Below are 24,053 nucleotides of genomic sequence, written 5' to 3' on the forward strand. Positions count from 1 at the left end.
CTCAGGTCACCTCCGCCCGCCTTGCGGCGGGAGTTGGAATCGTGAAGAGCCGGCTGACGGACTCCTCGGTGAAAATGCTCCGGATGGCCTCGGCGAGCAGGGGCGCCACCGACAGCACCCGCAGGCGGTCGAAGGCCACCCTGGCGGGCAGGGGAATCGTATCCGTGATCACGACCTCTACGATGGGCGCCGCGGCCATCCGCTCGAAGGCGCCCGGCGAGAAGATCCCGTGGGTGGCGCACCCGTACACCGCCCGTGCTCCTTCCTCGACCAGCGCGGTCGCCGCCTGGGCCAGCGTGCCGCCGGTGTCAATGATATCATCCACCAGGATGGCGGTGTGACCGGCCACGTCGCCGATGACGTGCATGACCTCGGCCACGTTGGGTTCGGGGCGCCGCTTGTCGCAGATCGCCAGCCCGCACCCGAGGCGCTCGGCCAGTTCACGGGCCCGCACCACGCCGCCCACGTCCGGCGCCACCACCACCGGCGAAGGCAGGTGGAGCGAGGCGAAGTAGTCGGCGAGGATGGGCAGCGCCTTGAGGTTGTCCACGGGAATGTCGAAAAACCCCTGGATCTGGCCGGCGTGCAGGTCGATGGTCAGCACCCGGTCCGCACCGGCGGCGGCGAGCAGGTTGGCGAGCAGCTTGGCCGAAATCGGGTCCCTGGCCTGCATCTTCCGGTCCTGACGGGCGTATCCGTAGTACGGGACGACGGCGGCCACCTCTGCGGCGGAGGCGCGCTTCATGGCGTCGATCATGATGAGGAGTTCCATCACGTTCTCTGCGGGGGCGAACGTGGATTGGATGATGAAGACGTGAGCTCCCCGCACGCTCTCCAGGATGCGCACGTTGACCTCGCCGTCCCGGAACCGCCCCACCCTCGCGGCTCCGAGGTCGACACCCAGGCAGGCCGCTACGTCCCGGGCCAGCTGTGGATTGGCGTTGCCGCTGAAGATCCGCAGGCGTTTGTGATGATGATCCAGCCGAGGCTCCAGGGAGGCGCCGTCGATCATGCCCTTCCACCCCCTCTGGGATATCCGCCGGCGTCCGGAAAAGCTACCGCCCCCACCCGCGCGCCCGCCCGAATGCGAGTCCCTCTTGGTGCAATCCAGGCACCGGCACCAACGCGGGCACCCTTCCCCACCCGGCATTCGACGAGCATCGTGCCTTCTACGACCACGTCATCCTCCAGTTGACAGTCTATCAAAACGGCGCCAGGACCTATCCAGCACCGTTCTCCCAGGCGGGTCTCCCCCAAGAGCCAGGCTCCGGCATGCAAGACGCTGTCCCTGCCCACCTCCACCCAGGGATCCACCACGCACGGGGGATCGCCGGCGAACGTCACGCCCGAGGCCATGAGCCTGCCCCGGGCCGCCCCCCGCAACAACGCCTCCATCTGGTGCAGCTGGCGGCGGTCGTTGACGCCAAGGATCTCCTGCGGGTCTTCCACGGGGACGGCCACGACCCCGCCGGCCGGGCTCGCGGCCAGCAAGCCCACCGCGTCGGTGAGATAATACTCGTGCTGAGCGTTGTCCGGGCGCAGGGCGGCGAGGGCGCGCTCGAGCGCCGGGCGTGCGAAGGCGTAGACGCCCGCGTTGATCTCCCGGATGGCGCGCTGCTCGGGGGTGGCGTCCCGCTCCTCCACCACGCTCGTGACCCGCTCCGGCTCTCCCGGAGCCCGGATGACGCGCCCGTAACCATGAGGGTCGTCCAGCAGGGCGGTGAGCATGGCGAGCTCGGCGCCCGCAGCCCGGCGGCGCTCGCAGAGCCGCTGCAGCGTCCCTTCGGAGACGAGGGGCGTATCCGCGTACGAGACCACCACCTCGTCCACGGAGGGGGCGAGGTGGGGCAGGGCTTGCAGCACCGCGTGCCCGGTACCCAGTTGGGGTTGCTGGCGCGCGAACGTGACGGCCATGCCCATCCGGCGCGCCCACCGGCCGAGCTCCGCCTCGACCTGCTCGGCCTCGTGCCCGGTCACCACCACGACCTGAGCCGGCTGCCAGCGGCGGGCGGTCTCCAGCGCGAAGCTCCCGAGAGGCCTGCCACACAGGGGATGGAGCACCTTGGGCAGGGACGACTTCATGCGGGTGCCCATGCCGGCGGCCAGGAGGACCCACGCGGTGGCCGCGCGGGACGCTTCGCGTCCCTGTCGGGCGCGAAACGACCCTCCTGACGCGCTCGTTCCTGCCCCCCCGCCCGGTCCTGGCACCCCGACCCCGTCCCGGTGGCTCATGGCAGCCATGCCCACGCCGGCCGATCTTCCATGACGCCTTTCATCGGTGCCCTGCATGGTTCGCCGAGCGACGTCGATTTCCTCCGGGCGGCAGCAGGACCCCCAGGTGGAGCGGGGGTCCTGCTGTGGTGCCCCAACCGACCAGACCGGGGCTCCAAACTTACCGGTTGTTGGTCTGGGCCGGCTGGGCCGGGTTCTGGACGGTGAGCGGGTTTTGCAGGGCCTGCTGGAATCCGGCCTTGACACCGGACGTGGCCTGCTCGATGAGCGCCTGCTCGGCCGCCGCGATCATGCGGCGTACCATGTGACCACCGACGGCGCCCGTCACCCGCGACGGCATGTCGCCCCAGTAGTCGCTCTGAGGTACCTGGACGCCCAGCTCGTTGGCGACTTCGTACTTGAACTGGTTGAGGTTGCGGGCCGCGTCCAGGACCAGGGGGCGGTTTCGCTTCTGCCCGAGAGCCACCGACTCGTCACCTCCCTTGCCCGGGCCTAGTCTTGGGCAAGGCCGAGGCGCGCTATGGCGAGAGTTGTTTCCGTCCCTGCCAAAAGACCGAGCGCCCGGGCGAGGCGGCGGGTCACTTCTCGTACGGCTGGCCGTCCGCCGCGGGGGGCACGACCCGGCCGACGACGCCGGAAATGGCGATCATGGTCGCGATGTACGGCGCCATCAACAGGAACTCGGAGGGGATGGGCACCTGGAGGATCTGCAGCTTGGTTTGCAGCGAGTCGGCAAACCCGAAAACGAGCGAGGAGGCGAAGGCTCCGAACGGTGTCCAGTTACCGAAGATCATGGCGGCAAGCCCAATGAAGCCGCGCCCTGCCGTCATGACCTCGTCGAAGCGCCCCACGGAGCCAATGGTGAAGTACGCTCCCCCGATGCCTGCTACCATGCCTCCCAACAGGACGCTCAGGTACCGGGTGCGCCACACGTTGATCCCGAGCGTATCGGCCGCCCTGGGGTGCTCCCCTACGGCCCGCATCCGCAGGCCGAAACGGGTGCGGAAGAGCAGCACGTGCACCCCGATGACCAGCGCGAGCATGAGGTACGGGATCAGACTGTTCTCGAACAGCACCGGCCCGACGATCGGGATCTTGACCAGCCCCGGCACGGCCCAGACCGGTAACGTGCCGGAATTGTTGAGCCACATGTACTTCTCCAGGAAACGGGCGGAGGCGTAGCTCGTCGCGCCGACGGCGAAGATGTTGATCACCGTGCCGCTCACGATCTGATCGACCCGGTACTTGATGGCGAGCACGCCGTGGACCAGGCCCAGCAAGCCGCCCACGGCGACGGCGGCCACCAGCGCCAGGTACAGGTTGCCCGTCACGCTCCCGACCACGACGGCCACCATCGCGGCGCTCAACATCATCCCCTCGATGGCGATGTTGATGACCGCCGCCCTTTCGCACAGCACCCCGCTCAGGGCTCCCAGCGCGATCGGGGTGGCCCGCAACAGCGTGCTCTCCAGCATCCCGAGCAGGTTGAGCGACTGTCCCTGCACCGCCCAGACCAGGAAGGCCACCACGAAGGCGCTCACGGAAAGCCCGACGACCACCCCGCCGCGAAGCCGCGGCCAGGCCAGGTAGCCGCCTGCCAACGCCGCGGCGACCGCGGCCAGCACGTATATGGCAGGAGCCGCAGGGATGACCAGATCCGGAAGCTCGACGGCCTGTGTGAACCCGCCGGGATTGAGCCCGAATACCGCGTCCACCCCGGCCGGGGTCGACCGGCCGAATAGCGCCACGATGGCCGCCGCGATGACGAACGCCACGACGGCAGGCGTGCTGCTTCGCCGCCCCAGCATGGCCTGCGAGACGGCCGTGGCCGGCGATACCGCAGTGCTCACCCTTTCCCCCACCCCCGGGTCAGGACCGGGCCGGCTTCGGCGCGCGTGCGCAGCCGGTAAAGGGCCCGGATCAGGGCCGGCGCCGCCACGAAGGCGATGATCAGCGCCTGCAGGATGGTGATGATGTCGATGGGAATGCCGGCGACCGACTGCATCCGGGTCGCTCCGCTCCGGAGCGTACCGAACAGCAGCGAGGCCAGGATGACCCCCACCGGGTGCGACCCGCCCAGCAGCGCCAGGGCAATGCTGTCGAACCCGTAGCCCGGGGAGAAGCCCTGCCCCAGCCAGTGATCGACGCCCAGCACCTGGTTGGCCCCTGCCAGGCCTGCCAGCGCCCCGCTGATCGTCATGGCCACCACGTAGCTGCGCTCGACGGAGATGCCCGCAGTGCGGGCCGCCGAAGGGTTGACCCCGACGCTGCGCAGCTCGAAGCCGAGCGGCGTGCGCCACAGCAGCCACCAGACCACCGCCGCGATCGCCAGCGCCAGGAAGAACCCCACGTGGAACCGGATGGGCGGTGCGAACAGCTGGGGCAGGTAGGCCGAAGGAAGCACCTCCGGGCTGACGGGCACGAACCCCGGGCTGCCGCCCGGGCCAGGCCGCTTCATGGGCCCGTTGAGCAGCCAGTCGCTCAGGCGGAAGGCCACGTAGTTCATCATGATCGTGTTGACGACTTCGTGGGCGCCGGTGCGCGCCTTGAGGTACCCGGGGATGGCGGCCCACACCGCCCCGGCGCCGGCGCCGGCCAGCAAGGCGAGCGGCAGGTGCACGGCCGCCGGCATCCCGCGGACCGCATAGCCCACCCAGACCGAGGCCAGCGCTCCCGCGAAGAGTTGCCCCTCGACCCCGATGTTGAACAGCCCCGCCCGGAACCCGAGCGCCACCGCCAGGCCCGCCAGGATGTACGGCGTCGCCGTGATCAGGCTCTCCGAGACGGCGTACGGGGAGCCGAGCGCACCCTCCCACAGCGCCCCGTAGGCGCGCGCCACACTGTGCCACGTGGCGGCGGCCGCCGCCCCCCAACGGGCGGGGCCGGCCGCCCAGGCGCGCAGCACCTCCAGGTCCGTCACCACGATGATGACGGCGCCCACGACGAGCCCCGTCACGACGGCCAGCACCGGCACCGCCACGGCTCGAGCCGCCTGGAGCCCCCGCGCCTTCATGCCGCCGCCCCTGCCATCAGCAGGCCCAAGCGGTGCCGGTCCATCCGCGCGCGGTCCTCGAGCGCCACCACCTGGCCCCGGTACATCACGGCGATCCGGTCGGACAGCCCCAGGATCTCCTCGAGCTCCGTAGAGACCAGCACCACGCCGGCGCCGGCCTCCCGCTGGTCCAGGATGCGGCGGTGGATGTACTCGACCGAGGCCACGTCGAGGCCCCGGGTCGGCTGGGAGGCGAGCAGCAACCGGATGGGCCTGGAAAACTCCCGTGCCATGATGACCTTTTGCTGGTTACCCCCCGACAGCGCGCTCACCGGCATGTCCACCGACGGGGTGCGGATGTCGAAGGTCCGCACCAGCTCCTCGGCACGCCGGCGCAGGACGTCCATGTGCAGCATCCCGCGGCTCGACGCCGGAGGGCGATGGTAGTTGTTGAGGGCCAGATTCTCGTAAATGGGAAAAGGCAAGATGAGCCCGTCCCGCTGGCGGTCCTCGGGGACGTACGCGACCCCCATCTCCCAGAGGTCCCGCACGCTCAAACCCGCTGTGGAGCGGCCCAGCACGCGGATCTCCCCCGCCGCCACCGGCCGCAACCGGGCCAGGGCCTCCATCAGCTCGGTCTGCCCGTTGCCCTGCACGCCAGCGATCCCCAGGATCTCGCCTGCCCGCACCTCGAAGCTCACGCCCCGCACCGTGGCGACGTGCCGGTCGTCGACCACCCACAGGTTGCGCACCGCCAGCACCTCAGCGCCCGGGCGGGCCGGCGGTTTGTCCAGCTCGAGGCTGACGGCGCGCCCCACCATCATGGCGGCGAGCTGCGCCTCGTCGCTCCGATCCGGGGTCGTGGCCCCCACGACCCGCCCCTGGCGGAGCACCACGATGCGATCGGCGATCGCGAGCGCCTCTTTGAGCTTGTGGGTGATGAAGATGACCGAGTGCCCGGCGCGCGCCAGCCCCTCGAGGATGGCGAACAGCTCGTCCACTTCCTGCGGGGTGAGCACGGCCGTCGGCTCGTCCAGGATCAGCACCCGGGCGCTCCGGTACAGGAGTTTGATGATCTCGACCCGCTGCTGCACGCCCACCGGCAGGTCCCGCACCAGCGCGCCGGGCTCCACCTGAAGCCCGTAACGCGTCGAGATGTCGGCCACGCGCCGGGCCGCCTCGCGCGCGTCGACGAAAAACCTCCCCCGCACCGGCTCCGCCCCGAGGACCACGTTTTCGGCCACGGTCATGACGGGGACCAGCATGAAGTGCTGGTGGACCATGCCGATCCCGGCACGCATGGCGTCCGAGGGGCTGTCGAAGCGGACCCGCCGGCCCGCCACCCGGATCTCCCCCTCGTCGGGAGAGAGCAGGCCGTACAGCACGTTCATCAGGGTCGTCTTGCCCGCCCCGTTCTCCCCCAGAAGGGCCAGGATCTCTCCCTGGCGGAGCTCCAGGTCGACGTGGTCGTTGGCCACGACGCCCGGGAATCGCTTGACGATGCCTCGCAGCTGCAGGACGACGTCGCTCAATCTCCCGGCCTCACGATCCGTAGAAGGTGCAACGGGCAGGGGCGGCGGCACGCCTCCCGTTGACCGAGACGAGCCCGGCTCCGCCCCTGCCCACGAGCCGTCACCGAGAAGCCAGTACCTTGTCGACGCTGATCTCGCCGCTTACCAGCTTCGCCTTGACCTGCTCGAGCTCTTGCTTCAAAGAGGCGGGCACCTTCTCCTCGTACTCGTGGAACGGTGCGATGCCCACCCCGCCGTTGGCCAGCGTGCCGACGTAGGTGCCGCCCTTGAACGACCCGCTCTGGACCGCCTTGATGGCGTCGAAGACGGCCACGTCCATGTTCTTCACGACGCTGGTCAGGTAGGTGCTGCGGTACTCCGGAGCGCTCACGTACCAGTCGGTGTCGACGCCGATGATCATCCGCTTGCGGTCCCGGGCGGCCGCCGCCGACCCGAGCCCGACGGGCCCGGCCACGGGCATGACGATGTCGGCGCCCTCGTCAAACAGCGACTCGGCAAACCGGCGCCCGTCGTCGGTGCTCTCGAAGTTGCCGGTGAACAGGCCCTTGCCGGTGGCGCTGGTCCAGCCCAGCACCCGCACGTTCTTCCCCTTCACCTGGTTGTAGTACGTGACCCCGGCCTCGAAACCCCGCATGAAGATGGTGACCGGCGGGATGGCGATCCCTCCGAAGGTCCCCACCTTCCCCGTCTTGGTCATCCCGGCAGCGAGGTAGCCTGCGAGGAAGGCCGCCTGATCGGTGGCAAAGGTCAGCCCGAGGACGTTGGGCAAAGCCGGCTCGTAGCTGAAGTCCACGATGGCGAACTTTTGCTGCGGATAGCGCTGCGCGAACTCCTTGGTGGCGTCCCCGAGCAGGAAACCGACCGTGACGATGAGGTCGTACTTCTGCGAGACGAACTCCTGAATGTTCTTCGCGTAGTCGGTCTGCTGTTGCGACTCCAGGTACCGGCCCTCGACCCCCAGCTTGTCGATGGCCTCCAGGACGCCCTTCCAGGCCGTGGCATTGAAACTCTTGTCGTCGATCCCTCCGACGTCCGTGACCTGCCCGACCCTGATCTTCGCGGCCGACGCCGACCCTACCGCCAGCGTCAGGGCCAGGGCCGCCAGGCCCAACGCGCGCAGAAACCGTTTCAACGGCGCCACCCCTCCCGGCGTTGAACTGGTATCGTGCCAGAGGCCCGAACCGAAACCCGGAGTTCGCCGGGGAGCGGGTCAACCCCTCTCGGCAGCCTAGCGGCCCGCCAGCGCGCGTTGCAGGAAAGCCGTCACCTGGGGCCGGGCGAATTCGGCCGGCACCGGCTCCCCGGCCCGCAGCCGCCGCCGTAGCTCGGTCCCGCTCAACACGACCCGGCCTGCGTGCCCGTGCGGGCAGGTGCGCTCGCTGGCCATACCTCCGCATGCCCGGCAGAAGAACGCTCCGCCGAACTTCAGGGGGACGATTCCGAGCACCCCCGGGTCGAACCGGTCGAAGAACGCCTGCGCCTCGTAAGGCCCGTAGAAGCCGTCGGCTCCGGCGTGGTCCCTACCGACCACGAAGTGGGTGCACCCGTAGTTGCGGCGCACGATCGCGTGGAAAACCGCCTCCCGCGGCCCGGCGTAGCGCATCGGGGCCGGGAAGGCCGAAAGCACGGTCCGTTCCGGCGGATAATAGTGCCAGAGCAGGATCTCGTAGGCCCGCATCCGGACGCCCGAGGGGAGGTCGGCGTCCCGGGTCGGGCCTACGAGGGGATGGATCAGGAGCCCGTCGACCTGCTCCAGCGCGCACTTCTGGAGGTGTTCGTGAGCCCGGTGGGCGGGGTTGCGCGTCTGGAAGGCCGCCACGCTCCTCCACCCCGCCGCTAGGAAGAGCTGGCGCGTCCTCGCAGGTCTCATCGTCAACGAGGCCGGCAGCCCCCTGGGGCGCCACCACTCCAGGACCTCCACCGGGCCTCCCGCGCACCACTCCGGTGCCCGGAACAGGCGGGCCACTCCCGGGTGCGAGGGGTCCTCCGTGCCGTAGACTCGCCGCGCCTCTTCCCGCAGGTCGACCTTCCAGACGTCGGTGACGGTGAGCCCGCCGGCCAGCACACCCGGCTGCCGGGCCGGCCCCGCCGCGGCGCCCTCCGGTGAATCGCCCTCCACGAGGGCCAGCGCGTCTCCCGGGCGCAGCCGCGCGGCCAGCGTTCCGTCGATGCGCAATACGATCGGGATCGTCCACGGCAACCCGCCGGGCAGGGTCATGCGGCAGACCACCTGTTCGTAGGCCTGCCGGTCCATGAAGCCTTCGAGCGGGCTGTACGCCCCGTCGGCGACGAGCAGGAGGTCACTGGCCTGTTCCTCGGAAAGCCTCCAGACGGCGTCGAAGCTCCGGGTGCGGAGCTCGGCGGCTCGCCGCCCACGCACCCGGGCGTTGACCAGTCGCCCGCCGTAAGGGGCGATGGGGCCGGCGTCCCGGCAACCGGGCCCGCTGTGGTCGCTCACGACGCAGGGCCCTCCTCTCGCGCTCCCGTCCAGACCGGAAGCGCCCGGCCGTCTTCCGGGAGCTGGGTGGCGTGGAGGCCGCACTCGGTCTTGGCTCGCCCTCTCCACCTTCCGGCCCGCTCCTCCTCCCCGTCGGCCACGGGCGAAGTGCAGGGCCGGCATCCGATGCTGGGGTAGCCCCGGTCGTGCAACGGGTTGTACGGCACCCCGAAGGAACGGATGAACCTCCACACGTCCTCGCGGCTCCACGTGCACAGCGGGTTGACCTTGACGAGGCCCCATCTGCCGTCCCACTCCACGACCCGGGCGTTGCGCCGGGTGGGCGCCTGCTGGCGGCGGATGCCCGTCACCCAGGCCGAGTAGCCGCGCAAGAAGGCCTGGAGCGGCTCGAGCTTCCGCAACTGGCAGCAGCGGTCCGGATCGCGCTCCCACAGGGCCTCGCCGTAGCGCCTCGCCTGCTGGTGGAGAGGGAGGGACGGCTCGACCCGGATGAGATGGACGGGATAGAGCGTCCTTACCTCCTCGATGAGCCGGTACGTCTCTTCGAACAGCAACCCCGTGTCGAGGTAGAAGACGTCGACGCCCGGCCGGATGGACGCCGCGAGGTGCAGGATGACCATGTCCTCGGCCCCGAAACTGCACGCCAAGCAGATGCGCGAGCCAAAGGTACCCAGGGCCCACTCCAGGATCTCCCGGGCAGAGCGCGTCTCGAGCCGGGCCGCCTCGACCGCCATCGCCTCCGGCGACTCCTGCGGATCGGACACGGACATGCGAGTAGCCCTCCTCCATGGCCAACGGGCCGGAGCTTCCCGAAGCCGGTAGTGCGGGTGCACCATCCATTGCTATGGCGCGGACCCGGGTCCTGCCACCGGATTCCGGGGCCGGATCCCGGGGCCGGATACGGTGGCGGCGAACGCGCGGTGCGCCGCCGGGGAGGAGATGGTCCTTTCTGTTGCGAATACGACGTATTAGCACATCACCGCACGGACCCGGGGAGAAGGCATGCTGGGGCCCGAACGACATCGGCGCATCCTCGAGCACCTACGCCAGCACGGCTCCGCCACAGTACAGGCGCTGTGCCGGATGCTGGGCGTCTCGCGCATGACGGTCCAGCGGGATCTGGCCGCCCTCGCCCGGCGCGGCGTGCTGGTCCGCGTGCGGGGTGGGGCCGTCCGGGCAGACGTCCCACCCGCGGGCGCACCCGATCGCTGTGAGATCTGCGGGGTGCCCGTTCGCGTACGGGATGCGTTCGTCGTCGTCGACGATAGCGGCAGGCGCCATATGGCATGTTGCCCCCATTGCGGAGTGCTGCTGGCCCGGATGGTGGCCCCTGCCACCGCCCTGGCGGCCGATTTCCTGACCGGTCGCGTCCTGGAGGCCAGGAGTGCCACGTACGTGGTGGACTCCGAGGTCCATACCTGCTGCTCTCCGTCCGTACTGGCCTTCGCCGGGGCCGACGAGGCCTCCCGGTTTCAGGGCGCGTTCGGCGGGAAGCTGGTCCGGTGGGCCGGCCTCTCGCGCGAGCTCACCCACCCTCGTGCGTTGCCCGGCCCGTCCCGTAACGTCTCGTAAGAGGCACAAGGAAGGGGGGCAAACTCACCATGCAAAGGCTCCGCACGTCCCGGCGGATCTGGATCCTGGTAGCCCTCGTCGTGATCGCGGGCGCCGCGTCGGCCGTCGGATGGTCCCTGACCCGCCCGAGGGCGCCGGGTTTCCGGGGGGCCGCGGTCAATCCCCCGTACCCCGCCCCCGACTTCACCCTGGTCGACCAGAGGGGGGAGCCTTTTCGGTTCTCGTCCTTGCGCGGCAAAGTGGTCGCCCTGTACTTCGGGTACACCTTCTGCCCGGACGCCTGCCCCGGCACGCTCCTCAACTTCCGCCAGGCTCGCCAGCTGCTGGGCAACCAGGCCGACCGGGTGCAGTTCGTCTTCGTGAGCGTCGATCCGGATCGGGACTCGCCCGAGAGGATCCGGGAGTACCTGTCCAACTTCGACCCGAGCTTCCTGGGGCTCACCGGTAAGCCGGCCCAGGTGACGGCCGTGCTCAGGCAGTACGGGGTGGTGGCGGAGAAAGTCTACGTCGAGGGCTCCAGCGCCGGGTATCTCATGAATCACACCGCCTCGGTCTATCTCATCGACCCCAACGGGATGATGCGGGTCATGGTCTTCTACGGGCAGAGAGCGGAAGACCTGGCCCACGACATCCGGCAACTCCTGTAAAGGGAAGGGACGGGGTACGGTATGGCAGAGCGGTTGCAGAGCCGGTTGTTGGGGAGGCGGGGCGAGCTGCGGCGCCCGGCCGGCGCGCCACTCGTGGCCGGCGCCGCGCTGGTGGCCGCCGCATTCGTGTGGGCGTTTTCGACGGGCCTCGCCGGGGCCGCGGCTCCGGCAAAGGCGGCCGGCGCGGCCCAAGCGCCACCCCAGGGCATCCGGGTGGAGGACGTCTGGGCCAGGCCGGCAAAGGCCATGGGAGGCCATGGAGATGCCTCCATGGGGATGACCGGCGCCATTTTCCTCACGTTGGTCAACGACAGCGCGTCCACGCGCTACCTGGTGGCGGTGAAGTCCGACGTGGCCGGCGCGGTGGAGCTCCATGAGACCCGGATCGTCGACAACGTCATGAAGATGCAGCCGGTGGCCCGCATCGAGGTACCGGCCAAGGGGCGGGCCCAGCTCAAGCCTGGCGGGTACCACATCATGCTGCTCGGGCTGCGCCGCACCCTGGCAGAGGGCGACCGCTTCCGGGCCACCCTGGTCTTCGACGACGGCTCCGAGCTGGCGGTCGACGTACCGGTCGAGATGCGCTGAAGCGGCCGCACGCCCCCCCCTCACCCGGGCACGGGTCGCGGGGCGGCCGGTGGCCGAGAACGTCCCCTGAGCGGCCACGCAGCGGCCGCTCAGGGCCTCTGGATGACGCCACAAGCGAGGCGCTTGCCGGAGGCTCCTGCCGGCTGGGTACGGTAGTCGTCCGGGTTTTCGTGGATGATGACCGCGCGCCCGAGGATGGCCGCGACACGAAGGCGTGACGTGAAGAAAGTCATGGACGCCCGGCCGGCGTTGGAGAAGAGCACCGGGAAGTCACCGGCATGGTTGCCGTGGGGCTGGCCGCTGTCGTCGAAATGCCCCCCTGCGGCCAGGAACGGATCGGTCGCGTCGCCCACCGTGCAGTCACCCTTCTCGTGGATGTGGAACCCGTGGGGCCCGATGGGCGCCCTCCCCGGCGTCGCCGGGGCGTAGGGCGGCAACCCCTCGACCTCCACGGTCACCCGAACGCCCCCTTGGGTCTCCTGGAAACGGATCGTTCCGGAGATCTCAGGCGCCAGCGGGCCCCCGCGCACGTACGCCACGGCCTCCGGCGGTTTGCCGATGTTGCGCAGCACCCTCGCCGCGGCCAGGAGGGCCACGAGCGCCAGGACCAGCGCCGCCACCACGATCCGGTCTCGCCGGCCGGATGGGTCGCTCGCCCGCCTGCTGCCCACCAGGGGCACCACCCCCGGGGAAACGATATGGGGGCAATGGCGGCGCCATCACCGACTACGGACGATTACGGCGCGTCCACCGCGCTCTGTCCCGTTGGTAGGCAGATCGCTTCGTAGGACGAGGCTATCCTTGCTCGTCCTCGGCCTTCCCCAGGTAGCGATCGAACCAGTCGACGATCCGGTCTAGGCGAAAGACCCGGTGCCACGGCTTACCGCCGCGGCTCAGGCCGTGGCTTTCCCCGGCGAAGCGCACGAACTCCACCGGAACCTTGCGCCACTTGAGCGCCGTGTAGAGCTGCTCCGCCTGTTCGATGGGACAGCGCAGGTCCATCTCTGAGTGGAGAATCAGGGTCGGCGTGTGGATCTGGCCGGCGTAGTGGATGGGCGACATCGACAGGTAGCGGGGAGCGTCGGCCCACGGGGGCTGGCGCAGGTCGTAAAGGTCGAAGACGCCGATATCGCTCGTGCCGAAGAAACTGTGCTCGTTGGTCACACTGCGCATGGTCACGGCCGCCTTGAAGCGGTCGGTGTGGCCGATGATCCAGTTGGTCATGTAGCCTCCGTAGCTGCCGCCCGCCACGCCCAACCGCTCGGGGTCGATGAAGTCGAACCGCTCCAGCGCGGCGTCGACCAGGGCCATGACGTCGCGGTAATCGAGATGGCCCCAGTCCCCCCGGATGGCCGCGCAGAACGCCTGCCCGTATCCCTGGCTGCCCCGCGGGTTGGTGTAGATGACGCCGTACCCCCGGGCGGCGAGCAACTGGAACTCGAAGAAGAAGGCGTGGGCGTACATGGCCATGGGCCCGCCGTGAATCTCGAGGACGACCGGGTAGCGCCGCCCCGGCCGGGCCCCTACGGGCCGGATGGCCCACCCGTCGAGGCGCAGCCCGCCGGACTCGAACGCGAAGGGCTCCGGCTCCGACAGCTCCACCTCCCCGAGGAGCGCCCCGTTGGCGTGGGAAAGCTGGCGCAAGCCCGCGAGGCTCCTGTACGGAGGCCCGTCCAGGCGACCGGCCCATACCTCTCCCGGTCGCAGCGGGTCGGTCATGACCACGGCCACCTGCCCCGAGCGGGAGCGAACGCTCACTGCCTGGATGACCTGGCGCCCCTCGAGCAGGGGTGTGATGGGCGCGGCCGGCGCAGGCCCGGCCGTCGTTTCGCCGGGCAGCCCGAACCAGAGCAGGTCCACCGAGCCCCTGCGGCTCACCTGGGCGAACAGCCCCGACCCGTCGGCAGCCCACACCACGCCGTCGCCGCCGTCCCCGGCCACGTCGGTCAGGGCCTGGTTGCCGAGACAAAGGTCGGCCGCGGCGGTGAGGGAGATCGGAGGGCGCTCGTCGCGGGCCAGGTCGAGCAGGTAGAGGTGATGGTTGCTGTACTGGTCGTACTCCAGGTCGAAGGCCGTGAAGGCGAGATGCCTGCCGTCGGGCGAGGCCATGACGTCCGTCACCCGGAGCTCGGACCGGGTCAGCTTCTCCAGGCCCGGGCCGGTTTCAGGTGGCGCGCCTCGCGCCGGCTCTTGGGGGGCAGGGAGGAGGTAGACGTCGCTCCAACGCTGGTAGTCTGCATCGGGGTCGGGATTGGCGACGATGGCAAGGCGCGATCCGTCGGCCAGCCAGTCGCATGCCCGGACGTCCCACTCTCCTGCCGTGAGCTGCACCGGGTCCGGGATGGAGGCCGGGCCTGCGGGCACGCTCGCACCGTCAGCCTGCGCGGACCGGCCGCCCACCTCCTCCCCTGCCACTTCGTCCAGGAAGACGAGGAATAGGTGGCGCCGCTTGCGGCCGAAGAAGCCCACCCCGTCTTCCTTGTACAGCAGCCGGGTGATGACCTGCACGTCCCGGTTAAACCGGCGGTACGGCTCCTTCTCGTCGGGGTCCTCGTCTCCCAGCCGCTCGAGCCCCTTTTCGGTGTCGAGCACGGCCACGAACGCGATGCGCCGGCCGTCGGGCGCCCAGACGGGCACGCCCGCCCCGTGCTTGAGCCGGGTCAGGGGACGGGCCTCGCCCCCATCGGCCGGCATCACGAAGAGTTGGAAGGGCGCCGTCTCCTGCCCCCGAGACGCTGCGCTGCCTCCGGCCCTGCTCGCCTCGGGCGGCACCAGGGGCCTGTCCGACAAGAAGGCCAGCCACCGGCCGTCCGGCGACCAGCGAGGCGCCTTGTCCTGGCCCGGCCCCGCGGTGAAGGCCCGTGCCGGCCCGGAGCCATCGGACGGGGCCACCATGATCCGGGAGCGATACTGGTCGGCCTCCGGGTCGATCCAGCGCTCGACCCATGCGACGTTGCGCCCGTCTGGCGACAGCTGCACGTCGCCCACGAAGCGCATCCGCAGCAGATCCCGCGACTCGAGGCGCCGCTTGCGCGGCGCAGGGCCCGATGTCTCCATGACTACCGCCCACCGCCTCTCTTCGACTCGCTCGCTCACCGGGCCGGATGGTGCGTCGTCTCACGACCCCGCTCCGGCCTTGCGCTCTCCCGCCGCCGCCATCTCCACGAGCCCCAGGGCCAGGATGCCGAGCAGCATGTGCAAGAGGGTAAAGCCCCTCCCCTGTACGGACTGGGACAAGATGGCAGCTCCCGTCAGCAAGGGCAACAAGGGGGCAAAGCGCGCGGCCGCTCGCAGGCCCGGCACGGGTACGTTCTCTCTCGGGCGAAAGCCTGCCAGCGCCAGGAGCGCGATCACCACCCCGAGCGTGACGTGCGTCTCCCACAGGAGCCCTGCCCGCAACAGCCCACCGAACCGGCTGAGGCCCATCAACGCCTGCACGTAGAACAGGATCCGCAACAGAAGGGTCATGCCATCCCCCCGCCCGCAGGACACGTGGTGCAACGCTACAGTATGCCACGCGGCGTGATACCCGGGGCATCCTCAGGTCAGCATCGGCATCCGGATCCCCGTGCGCCGCGCCGTCTCGATGGCCTTCTCGTACCCGGCGTCCGCGTGGCGCACCACGCCGAGCCCCGGATCCGTCGTAAGCACCCGCCCGAGCCTGCGCGCGGCGGCCTCGGTCCCGTCGGCCACGACCACCATGCCGGCGTGCAGCGCGTACCCGATACCGACGCCCCCGCCGTGGTGGACGGCCACCCAGGTGGCCCCGGAGACCGCGTTGAGCAGCGCGTTGAGGATGGGCCAGTCGGCGATGGCGTCGCTCCCGTCCTTCATGCCCTCGGTCTCCCGGTTGGGCGAGGCCACCGAGCCGGCGTCGAGGTGATCCCGCCCGATGACCACGGGCGCCTTCACCTCGCCTCGCCGCACCAGATCGTTGATGATGAGCCCCATCTTTGCCCGCTCTCCATAACCCAGCCAGCAGATCCGGGCCGGCAATCCCTGGAAGCGCACCTTCTGCCGCGCCATGCGGATCCAGCGGGCCAGCCGCTCGTTGTCGGGGAACGTCTCGAGCACCGCCCGGTCGATCCGGTAGATGTCCTCCGGGTCGCCCGAGAGGGCCGCCCACCGGAAGGGCCCTTTCCCCTCGCAAAAGAGGGGCCGGATGAAGGCGGGCACGAACCCGGGGTAGTCGAAGGCCCGCTCGAGCCCCGCCTCTTTGGCCTGCTGGCGGATGTTGTTGCCGTAGTCGAACGCGACGGCCCCGCGGTCCTGCATGTCGAGAATCGCCTGCACGTGCACCCGGATCGACTCCCGGGCCCGCCGCACGTACTCCTTCGGATCGCTGCGCCGTAGCCGGGCCGCCGCCTCCAGGTCGAGCCCGGAGGGGATGTAGCCGTTGAGCGGGTCGTGCGCCGACGTCTGGTCGGTGACCACGTCGGGGATCCGTCCTCGCCGTACCAGCTCCGCGAAGACGTCGGAGGCGTTGGCGACCAGCCCGACGGAGAGCGACTCCCTGCGCTGCAGCGCCTCGTCGACCCACCGCAGCGCCTCGTCCAGGCTCTCCGTCATCCGGTCGCAATACCCGGTCTCGATCCGGCGCCGGATCCGGGAGGCGTCCACCTCCACCACCAGCGCGACGCCCTCGTTCATCGTGATGGCCAGGGGTTGCGCGCCGCCCATGCCTCCGCAGCCGCCGGTGAGTACCCACCGCCCCCGCAGCGTACCCCCGAAGTGCTGCGCGGCCGCCTGCGCGAACGTCTCGAACGTGCCTTGCAGGATGCCCTGGGTGCCGATGTAGATCCAGCTTCCGGCGGTCATCTGCCCGAACATCGTGAGCCCCAGCGCTTCGAGCTCCCAGAACTTCTCCCACGTCGCCCAGGCGGGGACCAGCAGGCTGTTGGCCATGAGCACGCGCGGCGCGTCCTCGTGGGTGCGGAAGACCGCTACCGGCTTTCCCGACTGGATGAGCAGGGTTTCGTCCTCTTCGAGCTCCTGCAAGGTGGCCACGATGCGGTCGAACGCTTCCCAGTTGCGCGCGGCTTTCCCCGCTCCGCCGTATACGATGAGCTCTTCCGGCTTCTCGGCGACCTCCGGGTCCAGGTTGTTCATGAGCATCCGCAGGGCGGCCTCCTGCTGCCAGCCCTTGCACCGGAGCTGGGTGCCCCGGGGAGCTCGAATCACCCGGGCCGCTGCTTGCTGGGCCATGGCTGCGTCGCCCCTCTCCCATCGCTGGATCAGAGCCGCGCGTGCATTACCCGCAAGGCGCGGCGCTTCCTCCAGGGACATTCGTCCCGTCCCCCCGTCCCCCACTGGCCGGTGACATCCGTCCATTGGCGGGACGGCCCGGCGCAGGTATGGTGAGCCATGAGCACTACAAGGCGTAGCGTCCGCCGGTCGTACCCTTTCGCCGGCCGGGCGTGCGCTGGGGGCAACGGCGAGGAGAGCCCATGACACCGCGTCGTGGATCACGGGACGACGGCCCCGGAGCGGCGGGCACCTCCGCAACGGGAGCGCCGGGCCTGGGCGAGCTCGAGGCTCAGGTGATGGAGGCGCTGTGGACGATGGGGGAGGCAAGCATCCGGGACGTGTGGGAGCGGCTGCGTCCGGGCCGGAAGCGGCCCCTCGCCTTCAACACGGTCATGACCGTGATGAACCGGCTCGTGGAAAAGGGGCTTCTCCGGCGCAGCGGTGCTCGCGGCCACTACCTCTTCCGGCCTGCTCTTTCTCGGGAAGCGTACGCCAGGGACCTGGCCCGCACCATCAACCGTCGTATCTTCGATGTCTTCCAGGACGCAGCCGTCGCCGGGTTCGTGGAGTCCATCCGGGAGCTCGACACGGAGTCCTTGCGGCAGCTCGAGGCATTCATCCACCGGGAGCGGGTGAGCAGGGGTGATGAGCCGTCTCCGCAGGCCGGCGAGCCGCCCGCCGGCTGAGGAGGGCAGCGTGAGCCGGATGGCCCGGCAAGATCTCCTGGCAAGTCTCGCCTTCTGGCTCTTGCCGGGTGCGGCCGCCGCGGCCACGGCCGGCATCGTGGCGGGCCTCGCCGTGCACGGCCTGACCCCGCGGATGGGATGGTGCTGGGGCGCCCTCAAGTGCACCCGCACGTACGGCCGATGGTTCTTCTTCACGCTCTTCCTGATGCTGGCCTTCACGGTGGCGGGAGCCGCCGTTTCCCTCGCGCGCCGTATCCGGGCGAGCCGGCGCCTCCTCGCCGGGCTGCTGGAGCTCCGGACACCGGCTCCGGCGCGCCTGCAGCACCTTGCCAGGAGCCTGGGGATGGAGCAGCGGATTGACGTGGTGGACGAGGCGGCGCCCGTCGTCTTCACCCACGGGCTGTTGCGGCCGAGGGTCCTCCTTTCGCGGGGGATCCTGGACCGCCTGAGCGACGAGGAGCTGGCCGCCGTGCTGGCCCACGAGCGCTACCACGTGCTCCGCCACGACCCGTTGCGTGTGCTGGTGGCGGGGGCGGCCGCCGACGCCCTCTTCTATCTGCCGGCCGCCGGCGAACTCCATCGTTGGTGGGACTCGGCCCGGGAGCTGGCCGCCGACGCGGCCGCCGTGGTGGCGCTCGGCCGGCTCCATCTGGCGCAGGCGCTGCACAAGCTCGGCTCCTGGCGCGAGGAGCCGTCGCCCTTCGCCATCGCCGGCGCGATGGGCGTGCTGGACTTGCGCATCACGCAGCTCGTCCATCCGGAACGGGCCTCCAACCGTATCCGGCTCTCTTTGCGCGCCGTGGCTGTGGCCAGCCTCTTCGCCGGTCTGCTGCTCGCCGGCTTCTTCGGGAGGTGCAGGTAGGGGCTCCGGGCCCGGGGCTTCGCCATCGTGGGGGGAGGCCGCGGAGCTTCGACACAAGCGATTTCGTGGGTCAAGACACTACATGGCGTAGTGTCAAGGGGGAGAAAGGAAGGGGGGATCTCCTTGAGCGATGCTACACGCGCGGCGAGCGCCCGGGTGGCAGCCGCCGCGCCCCGAGGTCCCAAGTGGGCCATGGTCATCGACCTGGCCAAGTGCGTGGGGTGCGACACCTGTACGGTGTCGTGCAAGGCCGAGAACCGCACGCCACCCGGCGTTTCGTATAACGTCCTCGTCGAAGAGGAGGTCGGCGCGTTCCCCAACGTGCGCCGCGTCCGGATCCCCAGGCCGTGCATGCAGTGCGACAACGCCCCCTGCGTCCAGGTCTGCCCGGTCGGCGCGACGTTCAAGATGGACAACGGCATCGTGGCGATCGACTACGACCGCTGCATCGGGTGTCGCTACTGCATGGCCGCCTGCCCCTACGGAGCCCGTTCCTTCGACTTCGGAGAGAGCTACGAGGACGAGATGGAAGGGTTCGACGAGGTCCAGGCGCCGGAGTACGGGATCGCCCGGGGGCGGCGCGAACGTGGGAGTTCTCCTGTGGGCAACGTGCGCAAGTGCCACTTCTGCTTCCACCGCCTGGAACGGGGCGAGGAGCCTGCCTGCGTCGAGACCTGCGTGGCCAACGCCCGGTATTTCGGTGACCTCAACGACCCCAACAGCGTGGTCTCCCAGCTGGTCGCCGGCCCCCGGGCGTTTCGGCTCAAAGAGGAACTGGGCACCGAGCCCAGGGTCTGGTACTTGCGGTAGCCGGCCGACCGGCTGCGGTCAACGGGAGAGGAGCGAGGGGTCATGGCAGTGTCGCATTCGTCGGGAACCCTGACCTGGCGCACGCGCTCCACGGCAAAGGCGGAGATCTGGACCCGACCCACCCCCGGGAGGGTCGTGCTTTTGCTCGCCCTGGCGGCGGGGCTGGCCGTGGGGGTCTGGGCGCTCGCCGTCCGGATCGGGCAGGGGCTGTCCAGCACCTGGCTCACGTCGATCACGCCCTGGGGCGCCTGGGTCGCCCTTTACATCTTCTTCGTGGGCTTGAGCGCGGGCGCGTTCTTGCTGTCTTCGGCCGTATACGTCCTGGGCCGCCACGATCTCGAGCCCGTCGGGCGGGAGGCCCTCGTCGTCGCGATCTTGAGCATGGGGGCCGCCCTGGGCTTCATCGCGCTGGATCTGGGGCGGATGGACCGGGCGCTCGCCGCGTTCTTCTTCTGGAACCCGACGAGCGTGCTGGCGTGGGAGATGCGCTTTTACATCCTGTACGTCGCCATCCTGGCAGCCGAACTGTGGCTTTCCGTCCGGGCCGGCCGCGAGGCGCGCGCCCGCCGGTGGCTCAAGGCGCTCGGTATCAGCGGGATTCCCATCGCCATCTTCGGTGTCCACGGGGGCACGGGGCTGTTGTTCGCGGTGCTCAAAGCGCGCCCGCTCTGGAACACCGGCCTCTATCCGGTCCTGTTCGTCGTATCGGCCCTGGTCTCCGGCACGGCGCTGGTGACGCTGCTGTACGCCCTGCGCCCCGTGGTGTGGCGCCGGAACGTCGACCGATCGCTGCTCTCGAGCCTGAGCCGCGCGCTGCTGGCTTTCCTTGCGGTCGAGGGCGGGCTCGAGCTGTTCGAGTACGTCGTGGCTGCCTACCGTGGCGAGCCCCTGGAAGGGGAGGCCCTTCGTCTCATGTGGTCCGGCGACCTGGCCTGGCTGTTTTGGGGTGTCCAGGTGCTGCTCGGCATGGTGGTGCCCACCGTGATCCTGCTCCGCCGGCCGGATCGACCCACGGCGGTGGCGGCCGGCGCCGGCCTGGTCATCGCCGGCATCCTGGCGGTACGGTTCAACATCGTGCTGCCGCAGATGCTGGCGCCGGTGATGGAGGGGCTGCCGGCCGGGGTCTACCTGCCCTCGGCCGTCGAGTGGGGCGCCTCGCTGGGCATCCTCAGCGCCTTTACCGGCGCCTATCTGGCCTTCGGGACATGGCTGCCGCTGCATGATGGCGAGGCCGCCGACGCCGGGCGAGAGGATCGGTGAGCGAGCCCATGTCACCCACCCAGGAGAAGGTGACCCGCCGCCGGCTACTGGTAGGGGCCGGCGCGCTCGGACTGGCCGCGGCCGCCGCCGGGGGCGTCATGCTCTCGGCCGCCCGCCGGATTCCCGTGGTGCGGGGGGCCGGACGGCCCGGCCCGTCCGGCAACGCCCCGCACGGGATCGGCAACTCCTTTGGCGATTTCGGCGCCCAGGACGTCATCTACACTGTCTGTGAGCAGTGCAACACCCACTGCACCATCGCGGTGCGGCTGCAGGAGGGCGCCGACGGCCGCCGCAGGGTGCGGAAGATCGCCGGCAACCCTTATAGCCCCCTCAACACGGTGCCCTTCGGGCCCATCCCGTACGAGACCGGGCCGGAGCAGGCGGCAGCGGGGGCAGGGCCGGAGGCCTTGCGCCGGACGGGCCGTTCGCTCAGGGGAGGACGCACCTGCCTCAAAGGGCAGGCCGGCATCCAGACGGTTTACGACCGGCTGCGCCTCACCCGGCCGCTGCGGCGGGCCGGTCCCCGGGGAAGCGGGCGCTGGGAGAGCGTCTCGTGGGAGGAGGCGCTCGACCAGATCGTCAACGGCAGCAAGGTCCTCGGCACCCCGGGGCTACGCGACGTATGGGCCTACGTCTCCCAGGAACAGGTGCAAGCCGACCTCGCCCGCCTCCAGGCCGGCCAGCTGAGCCAGGAAGCCTTCCGAGAGCGCTACCGCAACGTGCTCATCGACCCCGACGTGCCTCAGCTCGGCCCGCGCGCCAACCAGGTGGTCAACCTGGGGGGCGACCGGCGAGATTTCATGCACGGCCGCTTCTGGCCCGCCAGCGTCGGCAGCCTCAACGCGTACGACCACGGCGGGGTCTGCGGCGCAAGCGGCGTGCTGGGCACGGTGAGGTCGTTCAACCCCCGCAAGAAAAAACAGCGCCTGTACGTCGACCTCCAGCACTGCGAGTTCACCATCGTCTGGGGCACCAATCCCATGGTCGCCAACAAAGGGCCCACCTGGCTCGCCCCCGCGCTGACCGAGGCGCTCGCCAGGGGCATGAAGATGGCGGTCATCGACCCGCGCCTGAGCGAGACCGCCAACAAGGCCCACTGGTGGGTGCCCATCGCCCCGGGCACGGATGGCGCCCTGGCGCTCGGGATGGCCCGGTGGATCGTGGAGCACGGCCGCTACGACGCCCGATACCTGGCCAACCCCAACCGCGAGGCGGCCCGGGCCGACGGTGAGCCCACGTGGACCGACGCCACGCACCTCGTGCGCCTCGACCGCCCGGAACGCCCCAAGCTGCGCCTGTCCGACCTGGGCATGACCTCGAAGGAGAAGGACGACTTCGTCGTGGCGCTGCCGGGCGGTAAGGTCGCGCCCGCCGGTCAGGCTCCGGAAGGGGCGCTGGAGTTCGACGGCCGGGTCGGGGGAATTCCCGTCAAGTCGGTCTTCACCCTGTTCAAGGAACGGGTGCTGGAGCGAACCCTCGAGGAGTACGCCTCCATCTCGGGCGTCGACGTCGAGACCATCGAGCGGCTCGCGGCGGAGTTCACCTCCCACGGCAAGCGCGTGGGCATTATCGCCTACCGGGGCCCGGCCATGCACGCCAACGGGTACGAGGCGCTTCGCGCCATCAACGCCCTCAACCATCTCGTGGGCAACCACGACTGGAAGGGCGGGAGCATCACCACCGGCGCGCACTTCCAGGAACTGAAGGGGCGCTACGACCTCCTGGCGGTGCCGGGCGGGTTGAAGCCATGGGGTATCCCGCTCGCTCGTAACGGCGTGGCGTACGAACGCACTCCCCTCTTCCAGAGGGACGGCTACCCGGCGCGGCGCCCCTGGTTTCCGCTGGGAGGCAACACGGTGCAAGAAGTGCTGGCCAGCGCGGCGGAGGGCTATCCTTACCGGATCGGGGCGCTGTTCGTGCACCGGCTCTCCCCCGTGCTCTCCCTGCCGGCGGGCTCCCGGATCGCCGAGACGTTGAAGGATACCCGGGCGATCCCGCTCTTGGTCGTGATGGACGTCGAGATGAGCGAGACCGCGTCGTTCGCCGACTTCGTCCTCCCGGACCTCACGTACCTCGAGCGCTGGGGGCGCGAGACCATCTACCCCAACGCCCTGCAGCGCATCAGCAGCGTCATGCAGCCGGTGGTGCGCGCCTTCGACGGCCCGCGGGCGGTGGAGGACGTCTGGATCGCGATCGGGCGGCGCATGGGGTGGCCCGGGGTGGGAGAAGGGGCTTTTGCGGACGGAGGCTCGCTCGAGTCGGCGGAAGACTTCTACCTGAAGATGGTGGCCAACATCGCCCTCGACCGCACCCCGGTGCCCGACGCCTCGCCGGCGGAGATGGAGATGTTCGACAAGAGCCGGCGCATGGCGCTGGGGCCGGCGTTCGACGTGGAGCGCTGGAAGCGGGCCGTGCGGCCCGAGGAGTGGCCCAAGGTCGTCACCGTGCTCAACCGGGGCGGGCGCTTCGAGCCCCCTGGCCAGGAATACGAGGGAGAGTGGGTGCGCTACCGGTTGGAGGACGAGGCGCACTTTTACGACGAGGGCACCGCCGCCGCCCGTCATCCGTACGACGGACGGCTGATGGACGGCCTGCCCCGCTGGCAGCCCCCCGTCTCCTTCGCAGGCAAGCCGCTGGAGCAGGTGGGCACCCGGGGATTGCGGCGCCCGCTCCGGCTCATCAACTGGAAGGCACGCCACATCGGCACGCACCGTAACATCCAGGATGCGTGGCTGCGGGAGATCGCTTCCGACAACCCGCTGTGGATCCATCCGGCGGACGCCGCGGCGCGGGGTATCCGGAACGGCGACCGGGTGCGCATCCGGTCGGCGCTCCTGGAGGTCGAGGGACGCGCGCTGGTCACGCAGGCCATCCGGCCGGGCACCGTGGGAGCGTGCTACAACTTCGGGCACTTCGCGTACGGCGCAGCCGGCTACACCATCGACGGGCACCCGGTGAGGCCCGCGCGCCGTTACGGCCATACGCCGTTCCGCCTGGGTGGGCCGGGTAACCAGGCGGGGTACGCCGCCGGGCGCGGCGAGGGTTTTTCGGTCAACCACCTGCTCCCGGAGGATCCCGACGCCCCAGGGGCAGGGGTCTCCGACGTGCTGGGGGCCGGGGCCGCGCAGTACGACGTGTGGGTCGACGTGAGCCGGGCATAGGGAGGG

The 24,053-nt window shown here is 70.2% G+C and carries 21 protein-coding genes; 8 read left to right on the forward strand and 13 right to left on the reverse strand.

Annotated features, from left to right (window positions below; translation table 11 throughout):
* Window position 1 precedes the first annotated feature (1 nt).
* From U7230_RS13145 to U7230_RS13185, 9 genes are all read right to left on the reverse strand, one after another.
* Window positions 2-1,012: a ribose-phosphate diphosphokinase gene (locus U7230_RS13145; RefSeq protein ID WP_324716288.1), complete on the reverse strand. Its 1,011-nt coding sequence runs from the start codon at window positions 1,010-1,012 to the stop codon at window positions 2-4.
* A complete protein-coding gene (locus U7230_RS13150) occupies window positions 1,009-2,289 on the reverse strand; it encodes a bifunctional UDP-N-acetylglucosamine diphosphorylase/glucosamine-1-phosphate N-acetyltransferase GlmU (RefSeq protein WP_324716289.1) in 1,281 nt (426 codons plus the stop codon). The genes U7230_RS13145 and U7230_RS13150 overlap by 4 nt, the downstream gene beginning before the upstream one ends.
* Window positions 2,290-2,392: 103 nt before the next feature.
* A complete protein-coding gene (locus U7230_RS13155; protein WP_324716290.1) occupies window positions 2,393-2,698 on the reverse strand; it encodes an alpha/beta-type small acid-soluble spore protein in 306 nt (101 codons plus the stop codon).
* A gap of 112 nt (window positions 2,699-2,810) precedes the next feature.
* Window positions 2,811-4,082: an ABC transporter permease gene (locus U7230_RS13160; protein WP_324716291.1), complete on the reverse strand. Its 1,272-nt coding sequence runs from the start codon at window positions 4,080-4,082 to the stop codon at window positions 2,811-2,813.
* Complete coding sequence (locus tag U7230_RS13165) at window positions 4,079-5,245, reverse strand: ABC transporter permease (protein WP_324716292.1); 1,167 nt, start codon at window positions 5,243-5,245, stop codon at window positions 4,079-4,081. The genes U7230_RS13160 and U7230_RS13165 overlap by 4 nt, the downstream gene beginning before the upstream one ends.
* Window positions 5,242-6,756, reverse strand: coding sequence for an ABC transporter ATP-binding protein (locus tag U7230_RS13170; RefSeq protein ID WP_324716293.1), 1,515 nt, complete (start codon window positions 6,754-6,756; stop codon window positions 5,242-5,244). Before U7230_RS13170 ends, U7230_RS13165 begins: the two co-directional genes overlap by 4 nt.
* Window positions 6,757-6,856: 100 nt before the next feature.
* Window positions 6,857-7,888, reverse strand: coding sequence for a BMP family lipoprotein (locus U7230_RS13175; RefSeq protein ID WP_324716294.1), 1,032 nt, complete (start codon window positions 7,886-7,888; stop codon window positions 6,857-6,859).
* 96 nt (window positions 7,889-7,984) lie between these two features.
* On the reverse strand, window positions 7,985-9,214 hold the full coding sequence (gene sat / locus U7230_RS13180) for a sulfate adenylyltransferase (protein ID WP_324716295.1): 1,230 nt from the start codon (window positions 9,212-9,214) through the stop codon (window positions 7,985-7,987).
* Window positions 9,211-9,984, reverse strand: coding sequence for a phosphoadenylyl-sulfate reductase (locus tag U7230_RS13185; protein WP_324716296.1), 774 nt, complete (start codon window positions 9,982-9,984; stop codon window positions 9,211-9,213). Before U7230_RS13185 ends, sat begins: the two co-directional genes overlap by 4 nt.
* 232 nt (window positions 9,985-10,216) lie before the next feature.
* Here U7230_RS13185 and U7230_RS13190 point away from each other — a divergent pair, with 232 nt between their 5' ends.
* Genes U7230_RS13190 through U7230_RS13200 form a run of 3 tightly spaced genes read left to right on the forward strand, consistent with a single transcriptional unit; the run spans window position 10,217 to window position 12,021 of the window.
* Window positions 10,217-10,786, forward strand: a complete 570-nt coding sequence (locus tag U7230_RS13190; RefSeq protein ID WP_324716297.1) for a DeoR family transcriptional regulator — start codon at window positions 10,217-10,219, stop codon at window positions 10,784-10,786.
* A 29-nt stretch (window positions 10,787-10,815) separates the two neighbouring features.
* Window positions 10,816-11,433 carry an SCO family protein gene (locus tag U7230_RS13195; RefSeq protein ID WP_324716298.1) on the forward strand — a complete coding sequence of 206 codons (618 nt, stop codon included), beginning with the start codon at window positions 10,816-10,818 and terminating at the stop codon, window positions 11,431-11,433.
* A gap of 21 nt (window positions 11,434-11,454) precedes the next feature.
* Window positions 11,455-12,021 carry a copper chaperone PCu(A)C gene (locus U7230_RS13200; RefSeq protein WP_324716299.1) on the forward strand — a complete coding sequence of 189 codons (567 nt, stop codon included), beginning with the start codon at window positions 11,455-11,457 and terminating at the stop codon, window positions 12,019-12,021.
* Window positions 12,022-12,110: 89 nt separating this feature from the next.
* On the opposite strand, the gene U7230_RS13205 is transcribed toward U7230_RS13200, so the two are convergent.
* From U7230_RS13205 to hutU, 4 genes are all read right to left on the reverse strand, one after another.
* A complete protein-coding gene (locus U7230_RS13205) occupies window positions 12,111-12,617 on the reverse strand; it encodes a superoxide dismutase family protein (RefSeq protein WP_404980680.1) in 507 nt (168 codons plus the stop codon).
* Window positions 12,618-12,816: 199 nt separating this feature from the next.
* Entirely contained in the window at window positions 12,817-15,078 is a 2,262-nt protein-coding gene (locus U7230_RS13210) for a S9 family peptidase (RefSeq protein WP_324716301.1), read from the reverse strand.
* Between the two features lie 60 nt (window positions 15,079-15,138).
* Window positions 15,139-15,489, reverse strand: coding sequence for a hypothetical protein (locus tag U7230_RS13215; protein WP_324716302.1), 351 nt, complete (start codon window positions 15,487-15,489; stop codon window positions 15,139-15,141).
* Between the two features lie 72 nt (window positions 15,490-15,561).
* Complete coding sequence (hutU, locus tag U7230_RS13220) at window positions 15,562-17,226, reverse strand: urocanate hydratase (protein ID WP_324716303.1); 1,665 nt, start codon at window positions 17,224-17,226, stop codon at window positions 15,562-15,564.
* A gap of 242 nt (window positions 17,227-17,468) precedes the next feature.
* Between hutU and U7230_RS13225 the strand changes: the two genes are divergently transcribed.
* The 5 genes from U7230_RS13225 to U7230_RS13245 all read left to right on the forward strand — a co-directional run bounded on the left by U7230_RS13225 (window position 17,469) and on the right by U7230_RS13245 (window position 24,047).
* Window positions 17,469-17,954, forward strand: a complete 486-nt coding sequence (locus tag U7230_RS13225) for a BlaI/MecI/CopY family transcriptional regulator (RefSeq protein WP_324716304.1) — start codon at window positions 17,469-17,471, stop codon at window positions 17,952-17,954.
* A 19-nt stretch (window positions 17,955-17,973) separates the two neighbouring features.
* The gene (locus U7230_RS13230; RefSeq protein ID WP_324716305.1) at window positions 17,974-18,816 is read left to right on the forward strand and encodes a M56 family metallopeptidase; all 843 of its coding nucleotides are present in this window, start codon (window positions 17,974-17,976) and stop codon (window positions 18,814-18,816) included.
* Window positions 18,817-18,939: 123 nt separating this feature from the next.
* The gene (locus tag U7230_RS13235; RefSeq protein ID WP_324716306.1) at window positions 18,940-19,626 is read left to right on the forward strand and encodes a 4Fe-4S dicluster domain-containing protein; all 687 of its coding nucleotides are present in this window, start codon (window positions 18,940-18,942) and stop codon (window positions 19,624-19,626) included.
* 42 nt (window positions 19,627-19,668) lie between these two features.
* The gene (gene nrfD / locus U7230_RS13240; protein WP_324716307.1) at window positions 19,669-20,886 is read left to right on the forward strand and encodes an NrfD/PsrC family molybdoenzyme membrane anchor subunit; all 1,218 of its coding nucleotides are present in this window, start codon (window positions 19,669-19,671) and stop codon (window positions 20,884-20,886) included.
* A complete protein-coding gene (locus tag U7230_RS13245) occupies window positions 20,883-24,047 on the forward strand; it encodes a molybdopterin-dependent oxidoreductase (RefSeq protein ID WP_324716308.1) in 3,165 nt (1,054 codons plus the stop codon). The genes nrfD and U7230_RS13245 overlap by 4 nt, the downstream gene beginning before the upstream one ends.
* Window positions 24,048-24,053 lie beyond the last annotated feature (6 nt).

This window comes from Limnochorda sp. L945t (genome assembly GCF_035593305.1).
Lineage (GTDB): Bacteria > Bacillota > Limnochordia > Limnochordales > Geochordaceae > Carboxydichorda > Carboxydichorda subterranea.